The sequence below is a fragment of the Kitasatospora sp. NBC_01560 genome, from assembly GCF_045208415.1.
Taxonomy (GTDB): Bacteria; Actinomycetota; Actinomycetes; order Streptomycetales; family Streptomycetaceae; genus Kitasatospora.
In genome coordinates this window covers 5,072,978-5,091,022 of sequence record NZ_CP109364.1, presented here as the reverse complement: position 1 = coordinate 5,091,022, position 18,045 = coordinate 5,072,978, and the positions used below count along the sequence as shown (strand labels likewise).

Sequence of the window (18,045 nt, the reverse complement as noted above, 5' to 3'; positions counted from 1 at the left end):
GCATGGCGGACCCGTTCCGTGTGCCTGTGATGATGCCACAACCCGGGGGCCCGACACCAACCGCCGACCACGTTACAAGGCGGGTCCTCCCCGCCGCAAAGAAGAATGAGATACTGCGGTCTCCGGAGGAGCTGCCCTGAGCCGAGGAGACCTGTCGACGTGAGCAGCAGGCCGATCCGAGGCGCTGCTCGCCTCGCCGCCATACTCGACGCCCTGCCCGACGCGCTGCTGCTGGTGAACAGCAACGGCACCGTCGTCGATGCCAACAACGCGGCCGTCCAGGCGCTCCAGACGCCCGGCACCTCGCTGGTCGGCATGGGCGTCCTCGATCTCTTGCCCGAGTTCGACCCGAGCCGGATCCCCGGCTCGATGCGGCCTGCCCCGCGGCCGGACGACGCGCTCGACCGCCCGGTCCGGATGACGGCCCGCCGCACCGACGGCACCGCCTTCCCGGTCGAGGTGTCCGGCAACGACTTCGCCGACGACGGCTCCGGCGAGGGGCGCGGCTACGCGCTCTCCCCGCTGGTGCCCTACGACCCGTACCGCGACGGCTCCCGGTCCTCCGGCAGTGACCTGCTCCTGCTGCTGGTCCGCGACCTCTCCAGCCGGCTCGGCGTCGAGGCGGAGCTGCGCCGTCAGCACAAGCAGACCGAGATGATCCTGCGCGCCGCCGCCGAGGGCGTGCTCGGCGTGGACCTCGAAGGCCGCTGCGTCCTGGTCAACCCGGCCGCCGCGCACATCCTGGAGTACCGGGCGAGCGAGCTGGGCGGGCGCGAGCTTCACCCGCTGATCCAGCACTCCCGGGCCGACGGCACCCCGCTGACGCTGGAGGAGTCCGCGCTGCTGGACACCCTCACCTCCGGGCGCAAGCACCGGGTCCGCGGCACGGTGCTCTGGCGCAAGGACGGCCGCCCCGTCACCGTCGACCTCACCACCGCCCCGGTCCGGGACGGCGACCAGCTGGTCGGCGCGGTGATGACCTTCACCGACCGCAGCCGTGAGCTGGCCCTCGTCGCCCGCAACGAACACCTCACCGCCGTCCTGGAGAGCGAGCTGGGCGGCGCCCTGACCGCCCTGCACCGGCGGATCGACGCACTCGCCGCCGACCCGGCCGGCCAGCTCTGGCCGGAGGCCAACTGGACCCTGCGCCGACTGGCCGACGAGTGCCGCCGGTTCGGCAAGCTGATCGACGGCGTGCTCGCCCACCAGCGTTCCGAGGCCGGCGAGGCGGCGGCCGCCGCCGACGGCAAGGGCGAGGCCCGGCCCGAGGGCAGGAGCGGCCGGAAGGCCGCCGAGCGCGTCCCGGTCGCCCTGGACAAGGTGGTCCGGCAGGCCGTCGAGCACGCGGGCGAACTCGTCGGCGCCGGGCGGGTGCGGTTCTCCGTGCACGCCGCGGCCGTCGAGGTGATCGCCGACGAGCAGCGGCTCGCCCAGGCGCTGGCCCACCTCGTCGCCGACGTCAGCGGCGTCGCGCTCTCGCTGGACGCCGTCCCCGTCCTCCCCTCACCCGGCCTGGCCGCGCCCGGCACCCCGGCCCTGCCGGCGGCCGGCGGCGACGTCCCGATGGTGGTGCTCGCCGCAGCGCAGCGCGGCGACGTCGCCCGGGTGGAGATCCGCGGCCCCGGTCGCGGTGGCAGCCCCGTCCACCTGCCGATCGCCCGGGCCGTGGTCGAGCGGCACGGCGGCGTGCTCCAGCCGCACGAGCTGCCCGGCAAGGCCGGCACCACCTACGTCGTCGAACTGCCGCTGGACCCGGCCGCAGCGAAGGCCGCCGCCGAGCGCTCGGCCGGCGAGGGCCGCTCGGACCGGCCCAAGGAGACCGACTCCGCCGTCCTGCCCGATCTGCCCGGCATCCCGCAGCTTCCCACCGCCCGGCGCGGTGAGGACGAGGCCGAGGCGACGCCCGGCAGCGGCGCGGCCGGTGCCGCCCCGGAGCTGCGGGCGGGCGAGCGGGCCTCCGGGCCCGGTGCGGCCGGCCAGACCGCGCCCGGCACCGGTGATCCGCAGACCGGCACGCCCGGCCCGGACGAGCACCCGGCCGGCGAGCCGGTGGCCGAACGGCGCGGGCGCCGGGGCCGGCCGGCCCCCGAGGAACCGCCCGTTCCTCCGGCCGCTCCCGCCGACGTGCCCTCCGCTCCGGTGGCCGTCCCCGCTGCCGCGACCGCGACCGCCGCGGCGGCCGGCGCCGCCGACCAGTGGCCGCACGCTCCCGCACGCGTCGAGCGGGCCGTTCCCGAGCAGTGGCACGGCACCGGCAACGACCCCGCGTACGGGCGGCCCGCCCCCGTCGCTCCGACGGCCCAGCCCACCGACCCGTGGGGCAAGGACGACGGCCGCTCCGGCACCGCGTACGCCGTCCCGGTGGACGGCCCGGACGAGCGGTCCGAGGACCACCGCACCGCGGAGCAGAACGCCCCCGAGCCGGCCCCGGCCGGCCCGCGCGGCCCGCTCGCGCTCGGCCCCGCCGCCGCGGACCGGACCGGCAACGACGGACCGGCCGCCCCCGACGGCACCCCGGCCGCCGGGACCTCGACCACCGGCGTGACCTCCCCGGACGGCACGCCCGCCGGTGGGACGGCCGTCGACGGGACTCCCGCCGGCGGCACCCCGATCGCCGGCGGCACCCCGATCGGCCCCGAGGCCGACGGCGCCGCGGAGTCCAAGCCCTCCCGCCGCCGCCGGGCCCTGCCCGCCGCCGAGGACTCGTCCGGCGGGTTCGCGCTGCCCGGCGCCCCCGACCCCGGCATGCCGTTCTACCCCGGTCTGGAGCACGCGCTGCCCACCGGTCCGGCGCCCGCACCGCCCGAGCCGGCCGCCGCGCCGACCGGCCGCCGCCGCCGGCTGGCCGTCCCGCCCGGCCCCGGCACCGAGGCACCGGCCGCGGGCACGCCCGAGGCCGCCGGAACGGCCCTGGCCCCCGCCCGGCCCGCGCTGCCCGCGTCCGGAGCGGACGGTACGACGGCGGACGGCCGCCCCGACGCCCCGCAGCCGGTCGGCACCGGTCTGGCCGAGCTGACGCCGCCGCGCGCGCTGCCCGCCCCGCCCGGTACGCCGGGCGAGCACGGCGCACCGGCCGCGCCGCCCGCTCCGGGCGAGGCGTTCCCGATCCCGCCGCAGACCGCTCCGCAGGCACTGCCCGCCCTGGCCGCCGCCCCCACCGGCGGGCCCGCCGCGGCCGGTGCGCCGCAGCTGCCCGCCGTCCAGGAGGCCAGACCGGCGCCGCGGCCGATGGCGGAACTGCCCGCCGCCGGTCACGACGACCCGGCCGAGCACCCCGTGCTGGCCACCCCCGGCGGCGACGGCGGCCCGCGCCGGCTGCTGGTCTGGCCCGAGCCCGACCCGGCCACCAAGCAGGCGCTGCAGGAACGCGGCTACCGCCCGGTGATCGTCCGCTCCCGCGAGGAGGTCGACGCGCAGGTCTCCGGCTTCCCGGCCGCGCTCTTCGTCGACCCGCTGACCGGCCCGATCACCCGGACCGCGTTGCAGTCGCTGCGCACCGCCGCGCTGAACAGCCGCGTCCCGGTGCTGGTCACCGCCGGCCTCGGCCAGGCCACCCGGGACGCCGCGTACGGCGCCGACCCGGCCGTCCTGCTGCGCGCGCTCGCCCCGCGCGACGGGGAGCACCACGCCCCGCGCGTCCTGCTGGTCGAGGGCGACCCGGACATCGCCGCCGCCATGATCAGCAGCCTGGAGCGGCGCGGCATGCACGTCGAGCACGCGGTGGACGAGAACGACGCCGTCTCCCGGGCCAGCAGCGTGCAGCCGAACCTGGTGGTGATGGACCTCTTCCAGATCCGCCGCCGCCGGGTCGGCCTGCTCGACTGGCTGCGCACCAACGACCGGCTGCACCGCACCCCGCTGGTCGTCTACACCTCGGTGGACCTCGACCCGCGCGAGCTGCCCCGGCTGCGGACCGGCGAGACGGTGCTCTTCCTCGCCGAGCGCTCGACCAGCGCGGACGTCCAGTCGCGGATCGTCGACCTGCTCGGGCGGATCGGCGCCATGGGCGAGGCCGGCGTCGCGGCGGCCGGCTGACGGACCGGCAGGCGTACGGCCGAGGGCCGGCCACCCCGCGGGGTGGCCGGCCCTCGGCCGTTCCGGGTCCCTACTCCTTGCCGAGCACGGTGACGTCCAGCCCGTCCGCCGCGTAGGTGGCGCGGATCACCTTCTTGTCGAACTTGCCGACCGAGGTCTTCGGCACCGACTCGACGATCGCCCAGCGCTCCGGCAGCTGCCAGGAGGCGACCCGCCCGGCGAGGAAGGCCCGCAGCTCGGCCAGCCCGACCACGGCTCCCGGCCGGAGCACGACGGTGGCCAGCGGGCGCTCGCCCCACTTCTCGTCCGGCACCGCGACCACGGCTGCCTCGGCGACCTCCGGGTGGGCCATCAGCTGGTTCTCCAGGTCCACCGAGGAGATCCACTCGCCGCCGGACTTGATCACGTCCTTGGCCCGGTCGGTGAGGGTCAGGTAGCCGTCGGCGGTGATGGTGCCGACGTCCCCGGTGCGCAGCCAGCCGTCCTCGGAGAACTTGTCCTCCGGGCGCTGCGGGTCCTGGCCGGCGCCACCGTAGTAGGCCCCGGCGATCCACGGCCCGCGCACCTCAAGCTCGCCCGCGGCGACACCGTCGTGCGCCATCCGCTCGCCGCCCGGGCCGATCAGCCGCGCCTCGACGGAGGCCGGGAAGATGCCCTGGGAGACCCGGTACGGCCACTCCTCCTCCGGGGTGAGACCGCCCGGCGGCTCGGCGAAGGAGCCGAGCGGCGAGGTCTCGGTCATTCCCCAGGCGTGCACGACGCGGATGCCGTGCCGCTCCTCGAAGCCCTTCATCAGCGACGGCGGGCAGGCCGAACCGCCGATGACCACCATGCGCAGGGTGGAGGTGTCGTAGTCGCCCGCGTCCAGCTCGTCCAGCAGGCCGCTCCAGATGGTCGGCACGGCGGCGCTGACGGTGGGCCGCACCCGGGCGATCATCTCGGCCATCGGCTTCGGCTGGAGGAAGCGGTCCGGCATCAGCAGGCTCGCACCGGACATGAAGGCGGCGTGCGGGATGCCCCAGGCGTTCACGTGGAACATCGGCACCACCGGGAGGGCGATGTCGCGGGTGGTGAAGGCGAAGTTGTCGCCGGTGTTGACCTGGAGGCAGTGCAGGTAGACCGAGCGGTGGCTGTAGAGCACGCCCTTCGGGTCGCCCGTGGTGCCGGAGGTGTAACAGAGCACCGCGGCCTGGCGCTCGTCGATGTCGGTCTGCCACGGGTACTCGGCCGGCCGGCCGGCGATCAGCTCCTCGTAGTCGTGCACGCCGCCCGCGAAGCCGGCCAGCACCGAGCGGTCGCCCGGGCCGCTCACCACGATGTGCTTGAGCGTCGGGGCGAGCTCCGGGAGGACGGCGGCCAGCAGCGGGAGCACGGTGCCGTTGACGATGATGACGCGGTCGGCGGCGTGGTTGACGATGAAGGACAGCTGGGCCGCGGGGAGCCGCAGGTTGAGGGTGTGCAGCACGGCCCCCATCGAGGGCACCGCGAGGTACGCCTCCAGGTGCTCGGCGTTGTTCCACATCAGCGTGGCGACCCGGTCGTCCGCGGTCACGCCGAGCTCGTCCCGCAGCGCCCACGCCAGCTGCGCGGCCCGCGCCCCGACCTCCGCGAACGTCCGGACGACCGGTCCGGCGCCGTCCCAGGTGGTGACCGTCGAGCGCCCGTGGATGGTGGCTCCGTGGTTCAGGATCCGGGCGACGGTGAGCGGTACGTCCTGCATGGTGCTGAACACGGGTCCTCCTTGACCGGGGGCTCTGCGGCTGCGACCGCGCCACTGACTACTGGGCGGTAACGCGGGCAGTGAGCCCGATTGTGCCTCTCCCCCTTCCCGATGTCAGCATCCCGGCCCCGTTGCACGGATCACGGATTCGCGGCGGTCCCGCCGCCCGTCCGGCACGGCGGACGGCCCGCGGACACCCGCCTCCCGCAGGCCGCTCCGGAGGGCGGGGCGATACTGAGGGGCATGAGCAACAGTCATGACGGCCGCCGGGGGGACCGGGCGCCGGGCGGGTTCCGGGTGCCGTGTCCCTGCTGTTCGGACGGGGTGCGGACGCAGGCGCGGCTGGGGGTGCGGGCGGACCGGTCCGGGACGGGCCACATCACCGAGACCTGCCGGGAGTGCGGCGGGCTCGGCTGGCTGGCGTTCGAGCTGAAGGAGTAGGCCGGGAGCGGGGACGGGCCCGGCCGCGGCGAGGGCGGCCCGGGCCCGCCGGTGGCCGGCCCCGGCGGGCTTGCGGAACGGCTGCGGCTGCGGCTGCGGCTGCGGCTGCGGCTGCGGTCAGCCGCGCGCCGGGTGGTGGAGGCGGACGCAGACCCCGGGCTCCGGGACGTACGCCGGGTCGAGGACGTAGCCCTGCTCCGCGGCGATGCGCAGCACCTGCTGGGCGCCGGCGCCACGATAGGTGGCGAGGTTGATCCGGAGCCGGCGGGGAGGCGTCGGGGCGTTGGGCCGGGTGCGGGTCCCACGGGCCAGGATGCGGCGGATGTGGCGGTCCCAGGCGGCGGCGCTGCCGAAGAGTTCGGCCCGGAATGCGCACGGCCCGACCGTCCAACGGGCGCCCCAGCGGTCCCAGTGGTCGGGCTCGGGGTGCTTCACCCAGAACGCCAGCAGGCTGAGCAGACCCCAGACGGGGACGTAGGCGAACTGCAGCACGAACATGAACGGCAGCAGGAGCGCGGGCCGGGACGGGCGCGGCCCCCACGGCGTGCCGGGAGCGGCCGGCGGGTCCTGCGGGCCGGGTGCGAACACCGGGGCGGGCGCGGGGAAGACCCGGCGGATCCAGACCCGGTCCGGATCGCGCTCCGGGGAGCCGCTCTCCCAGCCGTACCGCGCGGCGAGCCGCACCACACCGGCCGCGCCGAGACCGCGGTAGAGGCGGACCGGGAACTTCACCAGCATCACGCGCGCGAGATCGTCGCGGACCTCGCCGTCCCCGGCGGCGTACCGCGCCTCGGCCGTGCGGATCCGCCCTTCGAGGATCGGGGTGAGGTACCGCTCCCAGACCTCCGGGCGGCCGGTGAGCTCGGCCTTGAGGCGGCGCGGCGGGACGAAGGTGCGGTTGACCTTCAGCCAGGCGTCCGAGTCCGGTCCGGACGGGCCGCCACCGCCCGACCAGAGCAGGATCGCGAACAGCGCCGCCAGGGCGGCGATCCAGAGCGGCGCGTAGACCCACTGGAAGGTGAACTGGAGCAGCACGGCGATCCTGCTGCGGCGCGGCGCCGGGCCCGGCAGGCCGTCCGGCACCGGCGCGGCGGGGGCTGCGGGGGCGGGGGCTGCGGGGGCGGGGGCGGGGTACGCCGGGGGCTGGGCCTGCTGGGCCGGGACCTGGTGGGCGTAGGGGTGCGGCTGTCGCTGCTGTTGCGCGTACGGGTGCGCGTACGGGTGCGGCTGTTGCTGCTGCGGCTGCGGCTGCGGCTGCGGCTGCTGCGCGTACGGGTTCGACGGCTGCCGGCCGTACGGGTCGGGCTGGGCGTAAGGGTTCGGCGTGCCCGGGGCCTGCGGGGCGTCCTGGGCGTACGGGTTCGGCTGCGCGTACGGGTTCGGCCGGCCGTACGGGTGCTGCGGGGCGCCGCCCGGGCCGCCCGGTCTGCCGTCGTACCCCTGGTTCTCCGTCACACTGTCCCCCTCCGCCGGCCCGGGAATCCGCCCGGTCGAACCGACGTGACACCCTATCCGCCGCGCCGGGCGGCCCTCAGCTCGCCAGCGGGGCGTCCACCTCGTTGCGGTCGACGGTGAGGGTGGCGCCGCCGTACGTCTCCACGACATTGCCGCGGTACTGGTGGACGCGCTGGTGGTCGGTCCAGAGCTCGGGGGTGAGCGCACCCCCGCCGGTGGTGTCGGCGTGGTCGTCCCAGCGGGCGTACCAGAGGGTGTCGGGCATCGGGGAGCTGCCGGCCAGCGCGGCCGCGGCGAGGTCGGCGACGCCGGAGTCGAGGCTGGAGTAGAAGCCCGACCGGAAGCCGGCGGCGTGCAGGGCCTGGGTCCAGCCGAGGGTGAACTCGACCACGGCCTGGCCGCAGCCCGGATCGTGCAGCGGGTACGACTCGATGTCCAGGAAGACCGGGCTGCCCTTGCCGAAGCCGACGGCCATGAGCCCGCGGACCGCCTCGGCCGCCTCGTCCCGGCCCTGCTGAGCGGCCCGGGCCGGGTCGATCCGCGCGGGCTTGCCCTTGAGCTCGCTGCACGGGGCCTGGAGCCCGACGTGCACGGGGAGGAACTGCCAGCCCATCGCGCGGGCCTGGCGGACCCAGTCGGCGGTGAGCCTCGGCTGGGCGCAGCCGCGCTGGGAGCCGCTGGTGTAGACGCCGAGCGCGCCGTACGGGGACGCGTCTCGCCAGGCCCGGAGGGTGTCGAGCGGGGGCGCGGTGCAGGCGTCGAAGGCGGCGCCGCTGTACAGGTCACGGGTCCGGAGGGCGGGCGGGCCGGCCCGGTCGGGCAGGACGGTGGCCCGGATGCGGGGCACGGCAGCGGCCACGGGGGCGGTCGCCTCGGCGCTCACGTCCGGCCCGTCGACGGCCAGCAGGAGGACGAGGGAGGCGGCGGCCAGGGCCGTCGGGCGGAGATAGCGCACCCCGCATTGATACTGACGGACCATCGGACGAATGCGGCAACCACGCCGCAGCCGCCCGGGAGGCCCACCCTTTCAGCCGTACCCGTCCGCATCCGTCCCGATATTTGTAACGAGCTTGCTGCCAGGTCGCTCCTTACGGCAAACTCGCCACCATGCCCACGCCCAACCCCAGCCCGACCGCCGCCCCGACGCCGGCCGCCGCCGTCGCCGAGGCCCTTGCCATGCCGCCCGCCCCCAAGGGCGAGCCCGCCGGCGAGCGCGGCGGGTGGCGACGAGGCGGGGCCGACGGCCCCGAGGCAGCACCGGGTACGCACCCCGCCCGGCCCACCGGCCGACGGATCCTGAAGGCCCTGCGGCGCCCGGAAGGCCGGGGGAAAATCCCGGCGCCGCTGCTGTGCCTGGCCGCGATGTTCCTGGTCCAGCTCGGCATCGCGCTCTCCAAGCCGCTCTTCGACCCGCTCGGGGTCAGCGGCACGACCTTCCTCCGCCTGGGCTTCGCGGCCGTGATCCTGCTGGCGGTGACCCGGCCCCGGCTGCGCGGGCGCAGCCGGCGCGACCTCGCCGCCGCCGTCCTGCTCGGCATGGCCTCCGCCGGGATGACGCTGCTGTTCGCCGGGGCGATCGACCGGCTGCCGATGGGGACGGCCGCCACCATCGAGTTCCTCGGCCCGCTCGCGGTCGCGCTGGTCTTCGCCCGCCGGGCCAGTCACCTGGTCTGGGCACTGCTGGCGGCCGGCGGGGTCGCGCTGCTGACCCTGCTCGGCCACGGCGACGGCGGGGGCGCGCTCGACCCGGTCGGCCTGATGTACGCCTTCGGCGCGGCCGCCTGCTACGCCGCGTACATCCTCTTCACCGACAAGGTGGGCGCCGCGTTCCAGGGCTTCCAGGGGCTCGCCGTCTCGATGACGGTGGGTGCGCTCACCGTGGCGCCCTTCGGGCTCGGCCAGGCCTGGGACGGGCTGACCGCCCCGGGCGCCTCCCCGCTCCTGCTGCTGCTCGCCGTGGCCGGGGTGTCGCTGCTGCTGCCGGTCATCCCGTACACGCTGGAGATGACGGCGCTGCGACGGATGCCACAGCGGGTGTTCAGCGTGCTGGTGAGCCTGGAACCGGCGGTCAGTGCGCTGGTCGGGCTGGTGGTGCTGGGCCAGCTGCTGGGTGCGGCGCAGCTCGCGGGGATCGGATGCGTGGTGGCCGCCAGTGTCGGGGCCACCCTGACCGGGCGGCGCTGAGGCGAGTCCCGGCCCCTCGACGGGCCCGGCTCCTCGACGGGCCCGGCTTCTCGACGGCCGGGCCTTCGAGGGGATCGGCCCGGTCCTTCGACGGCGGGCCGGTCCGGTCCGCCGTCGTCGGCGCGAGGCGCTACGGCCAGAGCAGCGTCCGCGACCACTCCGGGGTGCGGACCGGGCCGGTCCGGGTGTAGCGCAGCCGGACGTGGCGGCGCTCGGCGTCGCCCTGCCAGAACTCCACCTCGTGCGCCCAGAGCGTGTAGACGGCGTGGCCGGCCGCGACGGCGTCCGGGGTGGCCTCCAGTCGGCGGCGGGCGACCGCCACCGCCTCGTCGTACTCGGCCGGCGAGGCGAGCGGCTCGCTCTGCCGGCCCACCAGTGCGCCGATCCGGGCGGCCGGGGAGCGGGTCGCGAACTCGGCCCCGGCGACCTGGTCGGCGGCCCGTTCGACGGTGCCCCGGACCCTCACCTGGCGGCCCAGCTGCGGCCAGTAGAGCGTGAGCGCGGCCGCCGGATGGTCGGCGAGCTGACGGCCCTTCGGGCTGTCGGCGGCGGCGGAGAAGACCCAGCCGGTGCCGGCCGCGTGCACGTCGCGCAGCACCAGCACCCGGGCGTCCGGCATCCCGTCGGCGTCGACCGTGGAGAGGGTGACCACCTGCGGGTCCAGCACGCCGGCCGCGAGGGCGGTGGTGAGCCAGTCCACGAAGAGCGGGCCGGGCTCGGCCGGGGCGTCCTCGGCGTCGAAGGACGGCAGTGGGCGGGCCATCGGCGGGCGGCCGAGCAGCAACTCGGGCACGGACCTGGCTTCGGAGCGTGGCTCCGGCCTCGACTCCGAATCCGGTGCCGGCGCCGGCCTGGCCTCGCCCGGACCGGTCAGGCCCTCCTCCTCCGCTGCCATCGCACCCTTCCTTCCGGTTGCCGCGGCCGCAGCCCCTCGCCGGCCGGGCCTCCGGGGCCCGGGCGCGGGGGTGCGCTGTCGGAGCGCAACCGTACCGCCGAGGTGTGACGGCTCCGCGCGCACCCTGGCCGGACGGGGCCGGGTGTCGTCGGGGCGGGCGGACCGGGTGTCGCCGGGGCGGGCGGGTCGCGCCGGGCATCGGTGGCGGGCGGGCATCGGTGGCGGTCGGGCCGGGCAGGCCGGGTGGGCGCCGTGGGTGGAGCCGCCCCGGACGCACTCGTGGGCGGCGCCGTCGATCGGCGCCGCCCACGAGGCCGGTTCGCGGTGACCCTTTCCGCTGCCCCGGTCGTTCACTGCATCGAGTCGTTCGCTTCGAGCCCCGCCGCGGATGCTCAGCTCACCCGCGGTCACCCACCTCCGGCGCCCCCGCCGTCGGTGGTACCCGATCCGGTCAGTGGAAGACCGGGGCGAAGACGATGTTGACGTTCTTGTTGGACTGGCCGGCCAGGATGACGCCCGTGTTGTCCTTCACCGCGAGGGTGTTGGCCTGGTTCGAGGCGCCGACGCCGGTGGCCGTCTGCTGGGTGGAGACGTAGTTGCCGTCGACCGAGCCGAAGACGTTGCCCGTCCCGACGTTCGACACCACGCCGCTGTTGGAGCCGTCGTTGGCGCCCGCGCCGTTGTCGGCGGCGGCGGAGCCGGCGCCCGCGAGCAGCAGACCGGCCGCGAGCGGGGCGGCGACCAGAAGACCGGCCAGCCGGCGGGAGCGGATGCGAGCCATGAGTTGCCTCCAGGAAAGCTGTTAGTCGTGCATTCATGCAATCTGTGCGGGAGTTCGCCGGCCAGACGAACACCTGCGGGCTGCGACGCCGAGAGACAGACTTCCGCAACAAATCGACAAAGCACCACCTCGCCCAGGCAACTTCGCCCGTTAGCGTGATATCCAGTGCGGCAGGGAATAACGGCACCCTCAGTGGAAAGCGCGCCAACACACCGCTCCCGACCTGCCATTTCGCCCGAACGGTGGCAGCCGTCGAGGCTTTTGCGGGCAGCGCCCGAGCGGTACACAAAGGAACCGGCGCACAACCCTGGCGCGCAACCCCGGCCAACACGCCCCCATGCAGTGGCACCACCGCACCATGTCGATAAATCAAGCCATCCTGCGACTATTCAAACAATCCTACTTGAAAAAGGGTCGATGGCCCCGAAAAGCCCGACGATCGGACCGGCCGACATGAGGACCAACCGACCTGAGGACAGACCGACATCAGGACCAAGCGACGTCAGGACCAGCCGACGATCAGACTGCTTTTCCGGGATTGAGGATGCCCAGCGGATCGAAGACCGCCTTGAGCTGACGCTGCAGCTCCAGACCCACCGGCCCCAGCTCCCGCGCGAGCCACTCACGCTTCAGCAGACCGACCCCGTGCTCCCCGGTGATCGTGCCGCCCAACTCCAGCCCCAGCGCCATGATCTCGTCGAAGGACCGCTGCGCCCGGGCCGACTCCTCGGCGTCGTCCGCGTCGAAGATGACGATCGGGTGCGTGTTGCCGTCCCCGGCATGGCTCACCACCCCGATGGTCAGCCCGTGCCGCTCCGCGATCCCGGCGACGCCGTTCAGCATCTCCGCCAGCCTCGACCGCGGCACCGCCACGTCGTCGATCATCGTGGTGCCCAGCCGGTCCAGCGCCGGGAGCGCCAGCCGCCGCGCCTCCAGGAGTAGTTCGGACTCCGCCTGGTCGTCGGCCGGCACCACCTCGGTCGCCCCCGCCGCCCGGCAGATCTCCGCGACCGCGGCCAGCCCGACCGTCGGATCCGAACCGTCGAACGCCACCAGCAGCAGCGCCTGGGTCGACTCCGGCAGCCCCATCTGCCCCAGCTCGTTGACCGCCCGCACGCTCACCGCGTCCATCAGCTCCATCAGCGAGGGCGTGAGGCCGCGGGCCATCACCTCGCAGACCGCGGCACCCGCCGCGTCCGCGCTCGGGAACTCCGCCGCCAGCGCCAACTGCGGTGCCGGTGCGGGCCGCAGGGCCACCACCGCCCGGACCACCACGCCCAGCGTCCCCTCCGAACCGACCAGCAGCCGGGTCAGGTCGTAACCGGCGACGCCCTTGGCCGTCCGCCGGCCGGTGGTCAGCAACCGCCCGTCGGACAGCACCACGTCCAGCCCGAGCACGTACTCGCTGGTGACGCCGTACTTGACGCAGCAGAGGCCGCCCGCGCCGGTGCCGATGTTGCCGCCGATCGTGCAGGACTCCCAGCTCGACGGGTCCGGTGGATAGACGAGTCCCAACTTGCCAGCAGCACGCGACAGTTCCGCATTCACCACGCCCGGTTCCACCACCGCGATCCGGTTGACCGGATCCACCTCCAGGATCCGGTTCATCTTCACCATCGACAGCACGATGCAGCCGTCGACGGCATTGGCCGCACCGGAAAGCCCCGTCCGGGCGCCCTGCGGCACCACCGGCACGCGCAGCTCGGTGGCGGTCCGCATGACGTGCTGCACCTGCTCGACCGTCTCCGGGAAGACCACCACCGCCGGGGTGCCGGCCGCGCAGAAGCCCGCCATGTCATGGCTGTAGGCGGCCATGACATCCGGGTCCACCGCCAGCGCCCCGGGCGGGAGCCCCTGGGCCAGCCGGTCCGTCAGATCGCTCATCGCCATCTCCGATCGCCACCCGGCGCCCGCCGCTCGGCGGTACGCCGCTCCGTCGCATGCCGCCCGGGAGCGAGGCCTGCCGACCTGCGCCCGCTGCTCCTGTCCGCACTCTGCCCCGCGGCCGGACGACGGGCAAGTACGCCGCTCCGCGGCGGGCGGGGGCCGTCACCGCCGCGGGCGCGCCCGTCCGCAGGTCACGGACGGGCGCGGGCGTGCGCGGGGGTGGTGGCCGGTGGCCGGTGGCCGGTGGCTAACCGCGGACGACCGGCTCCTGGAACTCCGTCACCCAGTCCGCCGGAGTCTCCGGGCACTCCAGGTACAGCTCCCGGGCGTACCCCGTCGACCGGTAACCGTTCTCGGCGATGAAGCGGGCCAGCGTCTGGAAGGCACCCACCGCATCGTCCATCGACCCGCGGTGCACGATGGTCGCCGCCTCCGGGATCGCGGGCAGGTCGACCAGCTCGAAGCCGTACTCCCCCGCCACCGCCGCCGGCGTCGACGCCCCGACCGGGACGGCGACCCGGATCAGCACCGCACCGTCCCCGTCCGGAACGTCCTCGTACCGGGCGACCGACGGACCTGCGTGCGCAACGCCCGCCTCCGCCAGCCGGCCGCAGAGCTGTGCGAACAGCGGGCCGATCACCGGCCCGATGTCCTCCGGCTGGTAACTCGCCGCAACGGCCGTCAGCTCCGCCACCCGGACCGGCGGCACCCGCTTCAGCACGACATCCTGCGCAGACATGTGTCCCTCGCTCTCGATCGTCCGGAGCCTCGCCTCGACCCGGGCCAGCCGCTGGGCGTCCGCCGCCATCGCGGCGGCGAGCTCGGCCCGCCGCAGCCGCAGCATCCCGCGCAGCTCGGCCGCGTCCACCCGCTCCTCCAGCACGGCCAGCACCTGTTGCAGCGTGAAGCCGAGCTCCTTGAGGGCGATGACGCGGTTGAGCCGGGCGAGCTGGGCCGCCTCGTAGCTGCGGTAGCCGCTGGCCGGATCGACGCGGGCCGGGCGCAGCAGCCCGATCGCGTCGTAGTGACGCAGCATCCGGACCGATACCCGGCCGTGTTTGGCGAAGTCTCCGATGTTGAACATGATGCCTCCAGTGCAGTCCCTCACACCGTGTCATGGTCAAGCACCGGCCTCGGTCCGCCGGGTGCCGGCCGAATGCACCGGCCCGTCAGTCGGTCACGTCGAACCCCCGCCGCTGCCCCAGCTCCTGAAGGCTGCGCTGCCCCGGGATGCCGTTCGCGTCGGTGCCGGCGTAGCCGAGGCTTCGCTGGTACGCCGCGTACGCCTGCACCGTCCTGGTGCCGAGCGAACCGTCCACCCAGCGCTGCTCCAGGAACCCCTCGTCGGCCAGGGCCTGTTCGACGATCCGGACCTCACCGCCGTAGGTCTGGTGCCCCTGCTCGGCGCCGGGGTCGGTCCGGGCCGCCGCGACGACGTGGGCCAGCGAGACCCGCCGCGGCGAGGGCAGCCGGCCGAGCAGCCGGCGCAGCGACCCCTCGCCCGGCACCCCGTCGGCGTCCGCCCCCGAGTAGCCCAGACTGCGCTGGTACTCCTGGTAGTTGATGGTGTCGGCGTCGCGCCAGTCCTCGTCGGGACCGGCCGTGTAGTACGACCCGTGCCCGGACGCCACCAGCGCCTCGCCCACCTCGCGGACCTGCGGACCGTGCGCGCCGTAGCCGTACTCCAGACCGTTGATGGTCACCCGGTACCGGGCCGGGCCGGTGTCCGACCGCGGGGGTGGCAGCGGCGTCGGCGTGCTCGCCCCGCCCGCCCCGGCGGCGATGCCGGGCAGCACCATCTCGTGGAACTGCCGCACCCGCGCGTCCCCCGGGCACGCGGTGCCGCCGTCCGACCAGTCCGGGAACAGCCGGTGGTACCCGAAGCCCGGGTCGTCCGCGCTGCGGCAGACCCGCACCGGGATCCCGTGCTGCCGGTTCAGCCAGACGCCGAGCGCGACCATCGCGACCACCTGCGCGTCCGTCCAGGGGTCGGTGTGCTGGTCGTTGCTGGCCGACTCGACACTCACCGCGCCCGTGCCGTCGGGCCGCCGGTTGGCCGCCATGTTGGCGTCGGCACGGGTCTGCGTGCCCACGAACTGGCCCACGCTCCCGTCGTACCCGACCCCGAAGTGCGACTCCAGGTTGGTCGAGTCCCGCCAGTACTCGTAGATGCGCCGCGGCGTCCACGGCGCCGCGATGCTGTGGAAGATCACCTGCGTCGGCACGATCGCCGGCTGCTCGTCCGACTCGGGCTGGAGCTCCATCTTCTCAGCGCCGGGGTACCAGGCCATCCGTCTCTCCTCGCCGGGCCCAGGGCGGTCCGCCCCTTACTCCCGGCAAACGAGACCCCCACTCCCACACGAGGACACCTCTACCCCAAACCCCCCATTCAGGTGAATCCGGACAGGCCCCGCCCTGCCCCGCCGACACCCCCGCCCCGAATGCGACCATCGAAAAGGGCGGGTATCGGCATGATGCCGATACCCGCCCTTTTCGTGGCATTCACCACCGGCGGAGAGCGTGGGATTCGAACCCACGGTGAGGGGTCACCTCACGACAGTTTTCAAGACTGTTCCCTTAGGCCGCTCGGGCAGCTCTCCAGGCGGAGGTCAGCCTAACGGGTCCGGCGGGGTTCGGTGCACAGGATTTCGGGGGGTGGGGGTCAGCTGTCGCCGACGCGCTCGGTGAGGGTGACCTTGGTGGTGAGGGTCTGGCCGTTGCGGGTGTACTCCACGTCGACCGTCTCGCCGGGCTTGTGCGTCCAGATCTTGCTGACCAGGGCGGGACCGTTCTCGATCGGGCTGCCGCCGAGCTTGGTGATGACGTCGCCGGGCTTGAGGCCGGCCTTGTCGGCGGCGCCGCCGGGGGTGACGGCGGGGGTGCCCTGGATGTCGCGGGTCTGGATCTGGGCGCCGTCGCCCTTGTAGTCGTCGTTGCGCAGCACGTCGAGCTTGGCGTAGACCGGCTTGCCGCTCTTGATGAGGGTCTCTGCGACCCACTTCGCCTGGTTGATCGGGATGGCGAAGCCGAGGCCGATGCTGCCGGCCCGGCCGGTGCTGGAGGTGTTGGACTGGATCGCCGAGTTGATGCCCATCACCGCGCCGCCGGCGTCCAGCAGCGGGCCGCCGGAGTTGCCGGGGTTGATGGAGGCGTCGGTCTGCAGGGCGTTCATGTACGAGGACTGCGCGCCGGTCTCGTCGCCGGACGCGACCGGGCGGTCCTTGGCGCTGATGATGCCGGTGGTGACGGTGGACTCCAGGCCGTACGGGGCACCGATGGCGATGGTGGAGTCCCCGACGTTGACCTTGTCGGAGTCGGCCAGCGGAAGGGGCGTCAGCTTGCCCTTCGGCGGGGTGTCGAGCTTGACGACGGCGACGTCGTAGCCCTCGGCGCGACCGAGCACGGAGGCGCCGTAGGAGGTGCCGTCGGCGAACTTGACGGTCAGCTTGCCGCCGTTGGAGGCGGGCGCGACGACGTGGTTGTTGGTGAGGATGTGGCCCTCGGTGTCGAAGACGAAGCCGGTGCCGGTGCCGGACTCGCCGTTGCCCTGCGCCTTGATGGTGACGACGCTGGGCAGCGCCTTCTGCGCGATGCCGGCGACGGAGCCGGGGGCGGGCTCGTTCTTCTGCGGGCTGTTGGCCTGCACGGTGGTGCTCTTGTGGTCGTCCGCGGCGGAGATGCTGCTGTCGTTGCGGTCGGCGATGGTGACGCCGAGCGCGCCGCCGGCCACACCGGCCACCAGGGCGACGGCCGCGACCAGGGCGATCAGGCCGCCGCGCTTCTTGCGCGGGCCGCCGGGCCCGGGGGCACCGGGGTAGTCGGCCGGGTAGCCGAGCGGGCCGCCCGGGTAGCCCGGGCCGCCGGGGGTGCCGGCGCCGCCGGAGGTGGTGTCGTGCATCGCCCAGCCGCCGAGCGGCTGGCCGGCGCCGAACGGGTGGTGCTGGCCGGGCGCCGCCGGAGCACCGTACGGGTCGTGGGCCGGAGCGGCCGCGGCCACCGGGGCGGCAGGTGCGGGCGGGGCCACCGGGGCGCCGGGGGCGGCCGGGGTGGCGTAGGGGTTGCCGGCCGGGGCGGCGGGCGCCCCGTGGGCGGCCTGCGCCGGCGGGGCGGGCGGCAGGACCGGCGGCGGGGCGTCGATGTACCCGCTGTCGGCCGCGACGGGCGCTGCGGCGGGGGCCGCGGGCGCCGGGGCGGCGGCCGGCTCGGGCGCGGGCACCTTGCTGAACGCCAGGGTCGGGTTGGACCCGCCCGCGGCCGGGGCGGGCCCCCCGGCGTCGGTCAGCGGGTAGTCGGCCTCGGTCACCTCTGCGGGGGTGGGACGTGCGGGCGCGGACTGCGCCGGGCCGTCAGGAGCGGGACCCACCACCCCCGGGCCGTCGGAGGGCTGCTCCCCCTGCGGCCCGGTGGACCCAACCTCGCGCTCGGTGCTCACGGACGACCTCCATAGCTGACAGGACCAACAACCATAGTTTTTCGCACACTCGATTCGATTGCCGTAAGGAGCCTTCTGAAGAACTCATAAGAATCCTTAGCCCGGTCCGACAGCACCCGCCCGGGCGCCCCCCGGAACGGCCACCGGAACAGCCCCCGGAACGGCCGCCGACGTGACCGCCGGAGCACCTGCCGAAGCGGCTGCCCGAGTGTCCC

Annotated in this window: 12 protein-coding genes and 1 tRNA gene; 3 read left to right on the top strand and 10 right to left on the bottom strand. The window is 75.0% G+C overall.

What is annotated here, in order from left to right; translation table 11 throughout:
- Nucleotides 1-159 precede the first annotated feature (159 nt).
- Nucleotides 160-4,035 carry a PAS domain-containing protein gene (locus tag OH807_RS22230; RefSeq protein ID WP_406201630.1) on the top strand — a complete coding sequence of 1,292 codons (3,876 nt, stop codon included), beginning with the start codon at nt 160-162 and terminating at the stop codon, nt 4,033-4,035.
- Between the two features lie 70 nt (nt 4,036-4,105).
- Here the strand turns inward: OH807_RS22230 and OH807_RS22225 are convergent, their stop codons facing one another.
- The gene (locus OH807_RS22225; protein ID WP_406201627.1) at nt 4,106-5,767 is read right to left on the bottom strand and encodes a long-chain fatty acid--CoA ligase; all 1,662 of its coding nucleotides are present in this window, start codon (nt 5,765-5,767) and stop codon (nt 4,106-4,108) included.
- Between the two features lie 231 nt (nt 5,768-5,998).
- On the opposite strand from OH807_RS22225, the gene OH807_RS22220 reads away from it, so the two are divergent.
- On the top strand, nt 5,999-6,196 hold the full coding sequence (locus tag OH807_RS22220; protein WP_406201625.1) for a hypothetical protein: 198 nt from the start codon (nt 5,999-6,001) through the stop codon (nt 6,194-6,196).
- A 117-nt stretch (nt 6,197-6,313) separates the two neighbouring features.
- Here OH807_RS22220 and OH807_RS22215 read toward each other — a convergent pair whose 3' ends face one another.
- Nucleotides 6,314-7,651, bottom strand: coding sequence for a hypothetical protein (locus tag OH807_RS22215; RefSeq protein WP_406201623.1), 1,338 nt, complete (start codon nt 7,649-7,651; stop codon nt 6,314-6,316).
- Between the two features lie 76 nt (nt 7,652-7,727).
- Nucleotides 7,728-8,606 (bottom strand): DUF1906 domain-containing protein, encoded by an 879-nt coding sequence (locus OH807_RS22210; protein ID WP_406201621.1) that lies wholly within the window; start codon nt 8,604-8,606, stop codon nt 7,728-7,730.
- 152 nt (nt 8,607-8,758) lie between these two features.
- Between OH807_RS22210 and OH807_RS22205 the strand changes: the two genes are divergently transcribed.
- Nucleotides 8,759-9,835 (top strand): EamA family transporter, encoded by a 1,077-nt coding sequence (locus OH807_RS22205; protein ID WP_406201619.1) that lies wholly within the window; start codon nt 8,759-8,761, stop codon nt 9,833-9,835.
- A 130-nt stretch (nt 9,836-9,965) separates the two neighbouring features.
- Here OH807_RS22205 and OH807_RS22200 read toward each other — a convergent pair whose 3' ends face one another.
- The 7 genes from OH807_RS22200 to OH807_RS22170 all read right to left on the bottom strand — a co-directional run bounded on the left by OH807_RS22200 (nt 9,966) and on the right by OH807_RS22170 (nt 17,830).
- Complete coding sequence (locus OH807_RS22200; RefSeq protein ID WP_406201616.1) at nt 9,966-10,628, bottom strand: pyridoxal 5'-phosphate synthase; 663 nt, start codon at nt 10,626-10,628, stop codon at nt 9,966-9,968.
- A gap of 553 nt (nt 10,629-11,181) precedes the next feature.
- Nucleotides 11,182-11,511: a hypothetical protein gene (locus tag OH807_RS22195; protein ID WP_406201614.1), complete on the bottom strand. Its 330-nt coding sequence runs from the start codon at nt 11,509-11,511 to the stop codon at nt 11,182-11,184.
- Nucleotides 11,512-12,030: 519 nt separating this feature from the next.
- Nucleotides 12,031-13,395, bottom strand: a complete 1,365-nt coding sequence (locus tag OH807_RS22190) for an FAD-binding oxidoreductase (protein WP_406201611.1) — start codon at nt 13,393-13,395, stop codon at nt 12,031-12,033.
- Between the two features lie 250 nt (nt 13,396-13,645).
- Nucleotides 13,646-14,482 (bottom strand): MerR family transcriptional regulator, encoded by an 837-nt coding sequence (locus OH807_RS22185; RefSeq protein WP_406201609.1) that lies wholly within the window; start codon nt 14,480-14,482, stop codon nt 13,646-13,648.
- Nucleotides 14,483-14,567: 85 nt separating this feature from the next.
- Nucleotides 14,568-15,689 carry a peptidoglycan-binding protein gene (locus OH807_RS22180; protein ID WP_406201607.1) on the bottom strand — a complete coding sequence of 374 codons (1,122 nt, stop codon included), beginning with the start codon at nt 15,687-15,689 and terminating at the stop codon, nt 14,568-14,570.
- A 221-nt stretch (nt 15,690-15,910) separates the two neighbouring features.
- Nucleotides 15,911-15,998: transfer RNA gene (locus OH807_RS22175), tRNA-Ser, on the bottom strand.
- 62 nt (nt 15,999-16,060) lie between these two features.
- Nucleotides 16,061-17,830: a S1C family serine protease gene (locus tag OH807_RS22170; protein ID WP_406201605.1), complete on the bottom strand. Its 1,770-nt coding sequence runs from the start codon at nt 17,828-17,830 to the stop codon at nt 16,061-16,063.
- Nucleotides 17,831-18,045 lie beyond the last annotated feature (215 nt).